The sequence below is a fragment of the Sorangium sp. So ce381 genome, from assembly GCF_051473845.1.
GTDB lineage: Bacteria > Myxococcota_A > Polyangia > Polyangiales > Polyangiaceae > Sorangium > Sorangium atrum.
Map to the genome: position 1 here is coordinate 1,300,704 of NZ_CP150336.1, position 12,924 is coordinate 1,313,627.

13 protein-coding genes are annotated in these 12,924 nt (G+C 70.2%); 2 read left to right on the forward strand and 11 right to left on the reverse strand.

Annotation, left to right across the window (positions count from 1 at the left end; translation table 11 throughout):
* Nucleotides 1-26: 26 nt before the first annotated feature.
* The 9 genes from WMF29_RS04800 to WMF29_RS04840 form a co-directional block, all read right to left on the reverse strand.
* On the reverse strand, nt 27-1,187 hold the full coding sequence (locus tag WMF29_RS04800) for a glycoside hydrolase family 16 protein (protein WP_437327698.1): 1,161 nt from the start codon (nt 1,185-1,187) through the stop codon (nt 27-29).
* A 106-nt stretch (nt 1,188-1,293) separates the two neighbouring features.
* Complete coding sequence (locus WMF29_RS04805; RefSeq protein ID WP_437327699.1) at nt 1,294-2,508, reverse strand: DUF2169 family type VI secretion system accessory protein; 1,215 nt, start codon at nt 2,506-2,508, stop codon at nt 1,294-1,296.
* A 155-nt stretch (nt 2,509-2,663) separates the two neighbouring features.
* Entirely contained in the window at nt 2,664-3,149 is a 486-nt protein-coding gene (locus tag WMF29_RS04810; RefSeq protein WP_272100236.1) for a hypothetical protein, read from the reverse strand.
* Between the two features lies 1 nt (nt 3,150).
* Nucleotides 3,151-4,641: a hypothetical protein gene (locus WMF29_RS04815; RefSeq protein ID WP_437327700.1), complete on the reverse strand. Its 1,491-nt coding sequence runs from the start codon at nt 4,639-4,641 to the stop codon at nt 3,151-3,153.
* A 1,324-nt stretch (nt 4,642-5,965) separates the two neighbouring features.
* Nucleotides 5,966-6,811 carry a nucleotide-binding enzyme gene (locus tag WMF29_RS04820; RefSeq protein ID WP_437327701.1) on the reverse strand — a complete coding sequence of 282 codons (846 nt, stop codon included), beginning with the start codon at nt 6,809-6,811 and terminating at the stop codon, nt 5,966-5,968.
* Nucleotides 6,808-7,278, reverse strand: coding sequence for a sigma factor-like helix-turn-helix DNA-binding protein (locus WMF29_RS04825; protein WP_437327702.1), 471 nt, complete (start codon nt 7,276-7,278; stop codon nt 6,808-6,810). The genes WMF29_RS04820 and WMF29_RS04825 overlap by 4 nt, the downstream gene beginning before the upstream one ends.
* Nucleotides 7,250-7,747 (reverse strand): HD domain-containing protein, encoded by a 498-nt coding sequence (locus WMF29_RS04830; RefSeq protein ID WP_437327703.1) that lies wholly within the window; start codon nt 7,745-7,747, stop codon nt 7,250-7,252. Before WMF29_RS04830 ends, WMF29_RS04825 begins: the two co-directional genes overlap by 29 nt.
* Before the next feature lie 134 nt (nt 7,748-7,881).
* The gene (locus WMF29_RS04835) at nt 7,882-9,072 is read right to left on the reverse strand and encodes a caspase, EACC1-associated type (RefSeq protein WP_437327704.1); all 1,191 of its coding nucleotides are present in this window, start codon (nt 9,070-9,072) and stop codon (nt 7,882-7,884) included.
* Nucleotides 9,069-9,428 (reverse strand): hypothetical protein, encoded by a 360-nt coding sequence (locus tag WMF29_RS04840; RefSeq protein WP_272100248.1) that lies wholly within the window; start codon nt 9,426-9,428, stop codon nt 9,069-9,071. Before WMF29_RS04840 ends, WMF29_RS04835 begins: the two co-directional genes overlap by 4 nt.
* A gap of 285 nt (nt 9,429-9,713) precedes the next feature.
* On the opposite strand from WMF29_RS04840, the gene WMF29_RS04845 reads away from it, so the two are divergent.
* Entirely contained in the window at nt 9,714-10,334 is a 621-nt protein-coding gene (locus WMF29_RS04845) for a DUF1990 family protein (protein WP_437327705.1), read from the forward strand.
* A 55-nt stretch (nt 10,335-10,389) separates the two neighbouring features.
* On the opposite strand, the gene WMF29_RS04850 is transcribed toward WMF29_RS04845, so the two are convergent.
* Entirely contained in the window at nt 10,390-11,199 is an 810-nt protein-coding gene (locus WMF29_RS04850; protein ID WP_437327706.1) for a haloacid dehalogenase type II, read from the reverse strand.
* A 256-nt stretch (nt 11,200-11,455) separates the two neighbouring features.
* Here WMF29_RS04850 and WMF29_RS04855 point away from each other — a divergent pair, with 256 nt between their 5' ends.
* Complete coding sequence (locus WMF29_RS04855; protein WP_437327707.1) at nt 11,456-12,394, forward strand: LysR family transcriptional regulator; 939 nt, start codon at nt 11,456-11,458, stop codon at nt 12,392-12,394.
* Here WMF29_RS04855 and WMF29_RS04860 read toward each other — a convergent pair.
* Complete coding sequence (locus tag WMF29_RS04860; protein WP_437327708.1) at nt 12,382-12,876, reverse strand: hypothetical protein; 495 nt, start codon at nt 12,874-12,876, stop codon at nt 12,382-12,384. The two genes, WMF29_RS04855 and WMF29_RS04860, sit on opposite strands and share 13 nt — an antisense overlap.
* Nucleotides 12,877-12,924 lie beyond the last annotated feature (48 nt).

The following is a 12,924-nucleotide window of genomic DNA, read 5'->3' on the forward strand; positions in this document are numbered from 1 at the left end:
GAAGGCCGAACCCGGGCGACGCAGCGCTAGGGCAGGGTGTCCTCGCGGGCGATCGACGACGCGCGGAAGCGGGCCACCTGCGCGTCCACCTCGGCCTGCGACAGGATGGCATCCTTGGCGAAATAGACCCAGTCGACGTCCTCCGCGTACGTCCGTGGCTCGGTCTGCCCAGCGGCGAGCTCGTCGAACCACAGATTGAAGTCGAGGTGCTGGTTGGTCTCGGGGACGTACGTCGCGCCGTGCGTGCAGAGCAGCGTGCCTTCGATGTAGTAACGGATGTCGGACTCGGTGATCTGGATGAGGAGCCTCTTCCAGCCGGACTGGTCCCCGGCCACATGGTTCGACTGCGTGTTCTCCAGCGTGGCCGTCTCCCACGAGGTCAGCCACAGCGTGCTGGTGTCTTCCTGACCCCACCCGCCGTTGGGCATGTACTCGAAATCCTGCTCCGAATAGCCGGGATCGGTCTCGGGGTCGTTGATCCACGGGCTGATCGCGAAGAACGTCTCGACCGGCTTGTCGGCGAGGTGCCGGGGCCCGGTCAAAGGCGTGTTGCTGAATCTTACCCGAGCGGAGTACGTCCCCAGGCGGAACTTGTCGTCGTTCGATTGAAGCTCTGCGTGCGAGGTGCTCTCGCCGGACCCGCGTGTGGTCGCCTCGAGCCGTAGCAGCCTGTTCGAGGCGAGATCGGGATCATCGATGAACGATACATTCGACGGCAGCCATCGGGCCCCGTCGACCCCGGGCGCTCCGTCTTCCGCGCGGACCCACCACCAGCTCGTGAGGTCGTTGTCGGTGATGCCGGTGTAGGTGAAATCGTCGAAGAGCTCGGCCGACACGGTGACGTGGCCACCGCCACCTCCGTCACCGCCGGCGCCGCCACCGCCGGCGCCGTCACCATTGGCGCCGCCACTGCCGGCGCCGCCACTGCCGGCGCCGCCACTGCCGGCGCCGCTGTTACCGTCGCTGCCGCCATGACCGCCGTTGCCCCCGGCATCGCCGCTGCCACCGTCACCGCCGTTGCCCCCGGTGCTTCCGGCACCGCTGCCGTTGGCGGCGGTGTCATTCGAGCAAGCCACCAGCACTTGCGCCGCAAGAAGCATCATGCCCGCACGGCGGATGCAGCGCACGCCGCGAAGCGCACCGTCCTTCGAAGCAACGACGCCCTGAGATTCGCGATGCGTTTTCATCAAGACTGCTCCATTCCAGATCGAGCGGCTGGCCGCACCCAGTGAGACGTCTGGTGAGGGGCCAGATACCACATCTTCCTGTTCCTCGAAGGAGAGCGAATCGGGTCTACGAGATGGAATGCCCCTTCGGTGGGCGTGGCGTCTGCGGGCTGGGCGCCGCCGCGGGCGACGGCTCCGCACCCGGGTGGAGCGGGAGCGGGGCCGCCGACCCGACGGGGGCTCGCTTCGTCTGCGCGACGGTCGCCTCGGGGCGCCGGGCGGCGCCGCGCCGATCGCGCCCCTCGACGTCTTGATCGGACCGGTTGAGCGTCACCTCGGTCGGATCGGCCGCCGCGACGGCGCTCGGGGCGGCCATCGCGATCTCGGCAGGAGCCAGCCACGCGGGCGGGGCGCCCGGCACCTCGACGCCGACGACGACGCGCACCGCCGCGAGCGCTGCTTCCTCCGCGAGCGGGAAGCTGCGCCGCCAGACCAGCGAGCACGACTGCCTGTCGCCGTCGATGTGCAGCGTGTCCAGCACCAGATCGAGCGGCTGCCCCTCCGTGACGCCGAACGCCGAGAGGCCATGCACGCGCGCGAGGGCGCGCGCCCCGGGGAGCCGCGTCCGCAGCGCCGCGAGCGTCGGGTGGAGCCCCGCGAGCACGAGCCACTCGTCGCCGACCAGCGCTTCGACGCGCTGATCGGGAGGGGCCGCCTGGAAGTAGCTCCAGTCGAAATCGTCGGGGATCTCGAGGAGGGGCCCCTCGAGCGCCTTGTGGGGCGTACGCCCGAGCAGCCGCCTGCGCGACGGCCACACGCTCCCGATCGGCGCGAAGCCCGCCGGGCGGTCGCGCCGCGAGGGATCCAGCACGGCCGGGCGATCGGTGCCGAACGGGTTGTCGGCCATGCCGATCCCCCCGAACGCGCGCTCGTAGGCGAGCGGGACCGCCTTCTCCGCGCCGCCGGGCTCGATCGAGAGCGCCTTGTCGAGGATCGGGCGCTCGCCGGCGAAGAGCGCGAGGCGCACGGAGAAGGGCGCCGCAGGCGGGCCCGGCGGCGCGTGCGCGTGGCCCGTGAAGAACACGTCGATGCGCGCGAGGTAGGGCGCGAGGTCGCTCGTCAACCGGACGCTGCGGCCCGGGTTGTTGTGATGGTGGATGTCGGCGTCGATGATCGGCTGCGGCTCGACGGGGACCATCGGCCCGCCCTCGACGAAGGCGAAGGTCGCCTTGGCGATCACCGTGAGGTGGAGCCGCCCGCGCGCGCGCCACAGGACCCCCGCTGCTGCCGTTCCGGAAGGCGCCGCGGGCGCGCTGGGAGTGGGCGAGGCATCCGATGTCACCGTGCCATGAGAGCACCGGGGCTTCACGAGGGTCAAGCCTGCCCCGCAACGACACCGGAGCGTCGTCGCGGGGTTCAGCCGACCGCCCGGGGAGCGTTCGCCCGTGGGGCGGCCTCGGGCTGCCGTCGGTGGTTCGATCGAATGAAATCGATGAGCTAGAGACGATACCCCGGATCGCCGGGTAGCTTGCCGTCGACGCGAAGAATTTTGACGTCCTTCCCAGCCGCGGATGCGCGAACGAATCCGATGGCCCCGTCCACCCTGCCCACGATCCACAGGACCGCAGCCGCATCCGGGACGTGCTTCGGCGGACCGGCTTGTCCACGAATCTTGCGATCGATCCAGTAGAGGCCAATTTGCTCGGGCGACATGCCGAGGACCGCCTTGTCGAAGCCGATGCGCTCCGGAGAACCCCTGGGATACGTGATAGGGACCAGCGGCTTCCCGTTGGCTACGACCGGGCTGCCCATGTAGGCGCGCTTCAGATCTCCAAACGAGATCTCGTTGGTGGGGAAGCTCTTCGAGACGACGATCGCCAGAGGTCCCACGTTCTCCGCGCCGTACGATTCGGCCAGCGTCACCGAGGTGATCGCCGCGAATGCGAATGCGCACGATATCAGGAGGGTTCTTCGATCGATCATCCTAGAAACTCCACGCGACCTGCGCGACCAGTTGATCCATGTCGGGGCTCTGCTTCTTCAGGTAGGGCATCCATACATGCACGCCGACGAGCTTCAGGACGACGTTGTCCGTGGGGCGGATGTTCAAGCCGCCGACGAGAGCGGCTCCCTCGTACACGGGGCTGGACTTGCCGAGGCGGTCGTACTCGAGGCCGAACCACGGCATGACGCCGTACCAGGGCAATCGATAGCCCGTTTGAAAGTAAGCGCCCCAGGTGCGGTTGTCGGGAGCCCATGTCCCCGGGATGATCCCAGCCGGCCGATAGTCGTCGTCGTAGCGTACGTCATGCATGATGTACTCGGACTGGAACAGGAACTCGCCCCAGGTGTACTTGAGATCGGCGGCCAGGCCGAGCTCGTCGTACCTCGCGGTGACGGGGAACTTGGTGACATACGCGCCGTCCTCCAGCGCTGCGACCTGCCCCGCGTCGGTGTAGCGGCCCTTGTAGCCCGATGTGCCGACCGTGACGGTGCCGTATGGAGTGTCTTGCTGGAGCCAGAGACGCCAGCCAACGGCCTTGTTCTTGTCCAGATCCATGTAGCTGTCGACCGGGCCGCGGCCGTTTGAAACGGTGAGGTGGTAGCCCACCTGTGTGTCGCTGATGCCATGGCTGCCATACGCTTCGATGCCGGTTTGTCGTTGCGGCAGCCACTCGGCGCCGATGATATAGGGGCGCGTGTTGCTCAGGATGACCGGTGACCCGTGGTCGACGTTCCAGATCCCATAGGGGGTGAGCCACTGTCCGGCCCGGATGTTGAAGAGCGGATGGGCTGCGTATTCGAGCCACGCGCGCTCGATGATCACCCCACCCACCTTCTTCGTCCTGGAAAAGTCGGTGTAGTCCGGAAAGGCGGCGCTGACGCGGGTGTTCTGGAACGTCGCCGGATCGAACATGATCGCCCCGTCGGGCAGGTAAGTGAAGCGGACCTCGATCAAGGAGCGGAACTTCTTGCCCAGATTCGAGTCGAGGTAGACGTTCAGATTGCCGACGTAGAAGCTCGGGTTCGGGCCCACGCCGGTCGAGGCGCCCGATGTCTTCGCGTCGCTGAGCAGCGTGGAGAACGTGAAATCAGCAAAGCCATAGATGCTGATCTTGGTCGCTTCGTCGGTCAGGTCCTCCGCGACCGCCTCGGCGGCCGGCGCGTACGCATCGGCTCCTTCGCCGGCCTTCGGGGTAGCGCTGGCGTCGACCGTGCCGGCAGCCCCTGTCCCTGGTTGAGGTGCCACGGCGCCCGGGGCCGGGCTGGCCGCCAGCGCAGGCGCGCTCGCTGCGCCCGGCTGCGCGCTCGTGCCGGGTTGAGCCGGAGAGGCTGGCTCCGGAGGTTGAGCCCCACCCGACGCGTCCGGTGCCGGAGCCGGCCCGGAGGGGGCTGCTGGACCAGCCGTCTCCGCAGGCGTCGGAGCTGCTTGAGCCGCCGCGAACGACGACCCGAGCAGCAGCGCGGAGGACATGGCCAAGATAACGTGAATGGGCACGCCACGGAATACAACGGATCGCGTTCTCAATTGATGCAGCTCCCTTCCGCGACGCACTGGTACTGGGCAACACCATAGGCGGTAAAGTCGCAGCATACGGTGCCGGTGAAGCAGTTGTCCGGCGAGAGCGTGCAGCCTTGAACCTGGCACTTCTGCGTCACGGCGGTATTGCAGTACGTGGCCTCGGTCCCCGCACACTCCGCGTCGCTGGCGCAGGGTTTTCCCGCCCCGACGGGCGGTCGGCGACAGTAGGATGGGGTGACCGTGAGATCGCACATGTGTCCGCCGGCGCAGTCGGCGGAGCTCGTGCATCCTTGGCTGGTGCAGTAGCCAGCGGTCCCCGAGACGGCGTGGCAGTGATTGTACGTTGCGTTGGGACAAGGCGTCGTCGCTGTATCGCATGCTGCGTCCAGGCCGGCGGGGGTCGCCGTGCATGGCGCCCCGGCGGACGCCCTGCTGAACCCGGTCGCGCATTCGCATGCCCCCGTCGCTCCAGTCACTTCGTTCTCGCCACAGGCATCGCAGGGGGCCGCGGCGTCAGCGCGGCCATATCCGGCTTTGCAGACACAGCCATTGGCCCCGGCCTCCTCGTTTTCGAGGCAGCGCACGCAGCCCGTCGTCGTCGCGGCATAGCCCTCGGCGCAGACGCAGAGCGCCGAGTATTCGGAGTTGGCCTTCAGGGTCTGGCCGGGTCCGCACGGCTGATCACTGTCGTAGACGCAGCCAATGATCGGGAGAGTGACGGCAGTTGCCATCAGGAAGACTCGGCCCCATCGCCGTGACGCCGACGCTGGAGATTCATGTGGCAGTCTCGCGCACATTGTGCTCGTTCCTTGTCGTTGGGTGAGTGGGGACACGGACCCGCTTGCGTCTGATCGCAGCACGCTCAAGTGGCGCTCATGGATTGTGCATGGCCGTGATGGCTCATGGATCCCCTCTTCGAGCTCAGCCAACCGCAAATTTGCGTTAAAAGCAATGCTTTCTCACCCCCCAACCGACGTTGGCTCCGCCGAGGCAAGGAATCCTGGCGGCGTGGGTTGACCAACGGATCTGTGTGAGTGTCACGCCTGCGATGTCGCTCCGAGGCTTCGCAGCGCCGCTCGAAGCGGCGGACATCCCTCCGGATCGTGAGCTTTTGCCCCGCGCCCGTATCGGGGCACGCGCAGCGCCGTCACACCCTCGATTCCGGGCGGGAGCTTGGGCCCGCTCCCAGCCGTGCCCGGCGCATCGCCGGCGCCGCGCCGCTCGGCCCCGCAGGCTGTGGAGTGAAGGCGGCAGGCCCTCCGGGGGGGCGGGGGCCTCAGGCTGCGCCCTCGAAGCCGGGCAGGGGATCGTAGTCCTGATCGGGGTCGTCCTCCTCGCCGGGCTCGGCGCAGACCGGCTCGTCGCCGTCCTCTCCCGTGCTGCCGGTGTCGTCGAGCAGCCCATCGAACGGCCCGGGGAGCGGCTCGTCCTCGTCCGCCTCGAGCAGCGCGTCCATGCCCTCCACCTCGCCGGTCTCCAGGTAACGCTCCCACGCGTCCGGGTGATCCCGGGCGCAGAGCGCCGAGAGCGCGGCGACGCCCAGGCGCACGATCGGCTTGCCATCCGTGCTGCTGCGGGGCCGCGCCCTCAGATCGCGCGGGGCGTACACCGTGAGCTCCAAGGGCGCCGCGTCCGCCACGTGGTAGTGGACGTACTCCCGGAGCTCTCCGCCCTTCTGGAGGGTCACGCGCTCGCGGTCGAACGTCCAGCCGAGCGCCCGCACGTGCCGCTCCAGCGCCTCCTCGTCGGCCGGGAACACGTGCAGATCGACGTCGCTGCCGCGGCGGATATGGCCGGTGGAGACCGAGCCGATGAGCCGCGGCGAGAACGGCGCGAGCGCGCGCATGGCCTCCAGCGCCACGATGCGCAGCGCGAAGAGCCGGCGCGTCCGCTGGCTCCCCTCGGCGCGCTCGGCGAAGAGGAGCAGCGCCTCGCGGATCTCGCCGTTGGAGGGCAGGTCCGCGGGCCGGTAGCGCGCCCGCCGTCCCTCCACCGCGCCGAGGATCCGCTTCGCGGCCATCCGCTTGGCGGTGAAGTACTGGTCCACGCCCTCCTCGTACATGAGGCGCGCGGCCTCCGCGGCGATGCGGGCCCGCATCCCGCCGAAGCGCTCGGCGCTCATCGGGCCACCCGCGCCGAGCGCGTCGCTGGCGCCGTCACCGCGCGCGTCGCTGGCGCCGTCACCGCGCGCGTCGCTGGCGCCGTCCCCCGCGCTGTCGCTGCCGCCGGCGCTGCGGCGACCGCCGGCTCGAGGGCCTGCCGCAGCCGGAGCATCGCGCCGCCGACCACCCGGCCGCCCCGCGGCGCCCCGAACAGGCGCTTCTGCACGACCTGCTGCGCCACGCCGAGGCGGCGCGCGATCTCGCCCTGCGACAGGCCGTCGAAGAAATAGGCCTCGACGACCTCCCGCTGCTTCGCCGTCAGCGCGGTCTCGACCGCGTCCCGCACCGCGGCGCAGAGCCGCTCTCGCCCGGGCGGCTCGGCCTCGCCGCCCCAGAGCCGGCGATCGTCGCCCCAGCGGTCGACGTCGTCGCAGAGGACCTCACGGCGGATCTTGCGCTCAGGCGAGCGGCTCCTTTTGCAGGTCATCGGAGGGGGCGGGCTCGCCGCCGATCGACAGGAGGGTCCAGTCTGCGCCGTCGAGCAGGAGCTCCACGGCGGCCTCGGGGCGGAGCACGGTCGCCTCGGGCGAGCGGCCGCCGACGTCCCAGCGGCGGAGCCGCGTGAGATCCGCGAGCGCCTTCGTGCGCCGCAGGCGCCGCCTGGTCGCGCCGGGCGCGCGCAGCAGGTGGAGGTGGTGCCGCACGAGCCAGACCACCCGCGGGCACACGAGCTCCGCGAGCACGTCGGCCCCCTCCTCGGCGTGGTCCGCGCAGGCGAACGCCTTGCCGACGTCGTGGAGCAGGGCCGCGGCCCAGAGCGAGCGATCCGCGGTCTCGCGGCGGGCCAGGTCGAATACCTGCAGGGAATGGAAGAGCGCGTCGCCCTCGGGGTGCCAGCGCGGATCCTGCGGCACGCGGTCGAGGGCGAGGAGGAGATCGAGGAGGTCCTGGTGCATCGACGGGAGGGCGGTCAGGCCGCCCGCGGGCTGCGGGCGAGCGGTGCCCCTTCACCCTGGGGCGCGGTCACACCCACCGGGAGGCCGCGCTCGCCGGGCGAGCCGAAGCATAGCGCGTGCGCCTGCGCCAGGAGTCAGGGAGTGAACAGGGTGGCCGATCGCTTCTTCGGCGCGGTTGGCGGGTGCGCGGCCGTCTCCTGGGTCTGACGTGCGCCTGCAGCCTCCAGGCGGACCAGCCGGAGCACGGTGCCCCCGACGATGATCTGGCCGTTTTGCGGGAGCAAGGCGCTCGTGATGCGCTGATCGTCGATCTTGGTCCCGTGCGTGCTTCCCTGGTCGATCACGCGCACCTCCTCCGCTCCGACGACGATCGTCGCGTGTTTTCGCGACACCTTCGGATCATCGAGGCGGATGAAGCAGTCGGGCTCTCGCCCTACCCTGAACTCTCCAGGGTGGAGCACGAACCGCCGACCTTCGAGGGGCCCGTTGCACACGAAGAGCTCGTAGGTGATCGCGGCGTTCCCGCCCGACGCCGGGATCGTGGGCCGGAGCGGGGCCTTGGCGATGCGCAGCCGCCCCTCGTACTTCTGCGTCCACATCTGCGGGGTTTGCCGGCCTCCCTCGGCCTTGATGCTCGCTTGCACGTACTCGCAGAGCTCGTGGACATCGACGTATCCGTCTCGGTCCAGATCGGCTGTGCCCGTCGACAGGCCCTCGACGAGGTGGCGCGTGAATATCGACTGCGAGGGCACCCCCACGGGCTGGTCGGCCTGCCATGCCAGCTGGACCGACGTCGTGGCGGAGATCACGACGCGACCCGAGCCGTCTCCCATGAACGTCCCGGCGATGTCGACGCTGTCCTGCTCGCTCTTGGCGGAGTTCTCGTACGCGCCGCTGTAGCAACAGTCGAGGATCAGGACGATGCGCTTCGCGGGGCACTGATCGATCTGGCGGCTGATCCATGCCGCGTCGACCGAGGTCGCGCTGAAGAGCTCTTTCTCCGTGTCGCGTGCGGCGAGGTGGAGGTGACCCCAGTCGTCCTTCAGGCCATGACCGGAGTAGTAGAGGACGAGCAGATCCTCCGGATGGCGACGATGGAAGAGGGCGCCGATGGCCTTCCGGACCTCGAGCTGGCTGCCATCGACGCAGAGCTGGACGCGGAAATCGCCGATGTCCGGGCTTTCCAGCGTGTCGGCGAGCTTCGATGCGTCGAGGGCGGGCGCCTGAAGCGAGCGCAACCTGCCGTCCGCATACATTCCGTTCGCGATGATGAGCGCGATGCGGTCCCGTCCACCGAGCAGTAGATCTCTGTCCAGGGCTGTCATTTGATTGCGCTGATGCGGCGCGCGAGGTCGAGCACTTCCTTCTCCCCGAGCGGCTTGTCCGAGGTGAACTCGACCTCCAGACCGTTCTTCCCCCGGATGCGAATGCGGCGCTTCGGCGCGCGGACGACCCACTCATTGACGAGCTGAATCACCTGAGGAAGCACCGCGGGGAGCGCGGCGACCGCGATCGCGCCGACGGTGAAGGCGTCTCCCTTCGCGTTCTTCGGGAGGCGCCCTTCGACGACGCGGGCCGGGGTCGCGCCTGCGGTGCCGACGTCGCGCATCAAGCTCTCGAGCATCGCGTCCAGCTGGTCCGCCTCGACCTCGGCGTCGTGAAAATTGAATTGCATGTCCATCGGCCATGCACCTCCTCGCTGTTACGAGTCGCCGAGGAGCGTATCAGCGCTCGCCGGAAGGTGCCAGCCGCGCGGGGGAGTCGCGTGGTGCGCGCGGCGCTGTCTCGACCTGCGGAGCGCGCCTGAGGCCTGCTTCGCGATCGTCCAGCCCATCTCATGTCCATGCTGATTCCCACGTGAGAGGCCTTGGCGGATCCGTGCAGGTCGGCCAGCAGCGAAGGTGCTCCTTGCGCGTCGTCGTGACTGCAAAGACACACGAGGCGGAGGTGACGGGAACATACTGCCGTGCGAGCTATCCTGCCCCTCGTGCTCTCCCTCGCCCGCCCCTCGGATGCCGTGATCCACGCCTTCCTCGCTCGCCAGGCGGATCGGCCGCTCTCCTACGCGGAGGTCGGCTGCACCGGCGCCGGCGACGGCCGCCCGTGGCCGCCTGCCGGCTTCAACGTCGACCACCACCGCGTGGTGCTCGGCCGGGGCGCCGCGCTCTTCGACCGCGCTGTCGAGGCGATGCGGTGCTGGGCACAGTTCCGGCTCGGCTGGGTCGAGCTCTGCTATCCCGACGCTCCCCTCCAGACCGGCGTCACCGTGGCGATCCTCGTCCGCGTGCTCGGGATTCACTGGCTCAACGCGTGCCGGATCGTCTACACGGTCGATGAGACGAGCGGCCCTGTGCGCCGGTTCGGCTTCGCCTACGGGACGCTCGAGGAGCACGGCGAGCGCGGCGAGGAGCGCTTTCTCGTCGAGCACGACGAGCATTCCGGCGAGGTCGCCTACGACATCTTCGCCGTCTCCCGGCCGAACCACCTCCTCGCCCGGATCGGCTTTCCCTACGCGCGCCGGGTCCAGGCGCGGTTCGCCCGCGACTCCATGCGCGCCATGCGCAGCGCCGTGACCTCGCCGCCGTGAGGCGCGCCGGGAGCCCTGGGACCAGCTGATCGCGCAGGCCGCGGGGCCCCGCCGGTCACGCCCTCTCCTTCACGAACTCCACAAGATCCGACAGGCTCGCTCCCGTCGCGTCGGCGCTCACGCCGAGCTCCTCGGCCGGCAGGCCCAGGCGGTTGACCCAGAACGTCGGATAGCCGAACCACCGGGCCCCCGCGGCGTCCCAGCCGGCGAACGCGACGAACGCGATCTCCTCGCGCGTGAGGCCGAACGCGTCGAGCGCCATCCGGTACGCGCGAGGATCCGGCTTGTACGTCCTCGCCTGGTCCGTGCTGAGCACGTGCTCGAACAGGCCCCCCAGACCGGAGCTCTCGATGGCGGCCCCGAGCATCTTCGGGGTGAAGTTCGACAGGAACGACAGCCGGATCCCCGCGCCTCTCAGCGCCCCGAGCGCCGGCAGCACGTCAGGCCACGCCCGGAGATCGAGGTACGCGCCGAGGAGCCGCGCCCGCTTCTCCTCTCCGAGATCGAGCGCCAGCGCGCGCTCGGCGAACACCAGCGCATCCGCCGTCACCTGCCAGAAGTCGGCATACTCGTGGGAGGCGACCCGGAGCCACGTGTACTCGAATTGCCGGGTGCGCCACGCCTCGCTCAGCAATGCACCCTTGCCAGGACAGAGCTCCTCCGCGAGCGCCGCGATCGGCCGCGGATCGAAGATCGGAAAGGCGTCGAAGGCGATCGCCTTGATCTTCGATCCCGCCGCCGGCCGCGGCGGCGCCGGCCCGTGCTGCGCGGCACAGGAGGTGGTCCCGGCCGGCGCCGAGCCCAGGAAGCCCGCCGCGGCCGTTCCGGTCACGCGGTGGAGAAACTCACGACGATTCGTCAACATACCAGCCTCCATCCGACCATCCGATGTGAAACACACGACCTGCGAGAGCGCGAGAACGCGAGTGCCCGAGCGCCCGAGCGCCCGAGCGCCCGAGTGCCCGAGTGCGAGAGTGCGCGGGGTCGCGGGTGCGCGAACGCACGCTGGAGAGCATGCGCGGTCCGCCGTTGCCGGGGGATCCACCATCGACGTAGACTCGGCATGCACCTTTGCATGGCGCGGAGCGCTCTCCGGCAGCAGCGCCCCGCGCCCCGGAGCCATGCTCGACTGGGACGATCTGCGCTACTTCCTCGCCGTCGCGCGGCACGGCAACCTCTCCGCCGCCGCGCGCGCGCTGAAGGTCACCCAGCCGACCGTGGGGCGGCGCGTCGCGGCGTTCGAGCGGCACCTCGGGGCGAGGCTCTTCCAGCGCTCGCCGTCGGGGTTCACGCTCTCGGCCGCGGGCGAGAGCGTGCTCGGCCACGCCGAGCGCATGGAGCAGGACGCGCTCGCGGCCGAGCGCGCCGCCGCCGGGCGCGACGCGGGCCTGAGAGGCCACCTCCGTATCACCGCGTCCGAGTGGCTCGCCACGCGCGTCCTCGGGCCGCTGCTCGTCCCGTTCCTCGCGCGCCACCCCGCCATCTCCGTCGATCTCATCGCGGACGCGCGGTGGCTGAGCCTGCCGCGGCGGGAAGCGGACATCGCCCTTCGCCCCGCCGCGTTCGAGCACCACGAGGTCTTCCAGCGCGAGGTCGCGCGGATCGGGTTCGGCCTCTATGCATCGGAGGCTTACCTCGCCGAGCACGGCCCGCCGGACTGGGGCCGGCAGTGCGAGGGCCACGCGCTCGTCACCATGAACGACGATCCTCCGGCGATCGCCGACCTGTCGTGGGTGCGCGCCGTCGCCGCGAAGGCCCGCGTCGCCGCGCGCACCAACGGCCGCGAGCCCCAGGCGACGATGGGGGCCGCCGGCGTCGGGCTCGTCTGCCTGCCCCGCTACCTCGGCGACGCGACCGCCGGCCTCCGCCTGCTCTCGCCGCCCTCGCCGCCGCCAGGGCGCAAGCTGTGGCTCGGGGTGCACCGCGATACGCGCGGGGTGCCGCGCGTGAAGGCGCTCGTCGCGTTCGTCGTCGACGCCCTCGGGCCGCTCCGGAGCGCCCTCGACCCCGGCGCGCGGCCGCGCGCGTCAGGCGGCGAGCGCCCCCGCTACCGGCCCTGATCGCGCTGACACGCCCTGAGCTGCTCGAACGGCGCGTCGCACGTCTGGGGCAGGAAATCGGTCCTGCACTCCCGATCGCGCCCGCTCAGGCAATCGAAGAGCGACGCGATCGACGGCGCGAGGAACTCGCAGGGGATCCGGTCCGCGGAGACGATGGTCTCGCCCATGCAATCGAAGAAAGGAGCGGTCTGCGCGTTGCAGGGGCGCTGCTCGGAGAGCAGGTCGGCGCAGCGCTCGCGACACCGGAGCTCCGGACACGTGACGCCGTCGAAGAGCGAGCAGAAGAAATCGCACGAGGCCTTCTGCTCTTCGATGGACGGCCGGCCGGAGCTCGCCGACTGCGACCCCTCGGCCGCGCCTGCGCCCCCGGCGCCGTCGGAGCTCTCGGGGAGCCCGTCGACGACGACGGCCCCGCCGCAGGCGCCCGCCCCCGAGAGCGCGACGACCGAAGCCAGGAAAGCGAAGAGCGGCGTCGTTCTCATCACGGCATCTTATAGCGCGGCAAGCACGGCAGGGGCGCGCCTCGGACG